Here is a 268-nt window from a genome sequence, read left to right on the forward strand (position 1 = left end):
TTTCGCGCGAAGTGGACGGCGGCATGGAAACGCTGACGCTCACGCTGCCGGCCGTCATCACGACCGACCTGCGCCTGAACGAGCCGCGCTACGTCACCTTGCCCAACATCATGAAGGCCAAGAAGAAGCAGCTGGACACCTTCAAGCCTGAAGACCTGGGCGTGGACGTGAAGCCCCGCCTGAAGACCCTGAAGGTCTCGGAGCCGCCCAAGCGCGGCGCCGGCATCAAGGTGCCTGATGTTGCAACGCTGGTGGACAAACTGAAGAA

General features: G+C 62.3%; 1 pseudogene. It reads left to right on the forward strand.

Features of this window, described 5'->3' with window-relative positions:
• Positions 1-268 (forward strand): annotated as a pseudogene (locus BMG07_RS41110) (electron transfer flavoprotein subunit beta/FixA family protein); the annotation flags it as partial.

This window comes from Variovorax sp. E3, assembly GCF_016082275.1.
In the GTDB taxonomy this organism is placed as follows: domain Bacteria; phylum Pseudomonadota; class Gammaproteobacteria; order Burkholderiales; family Burkholderiaceae_C; genus Variovorax.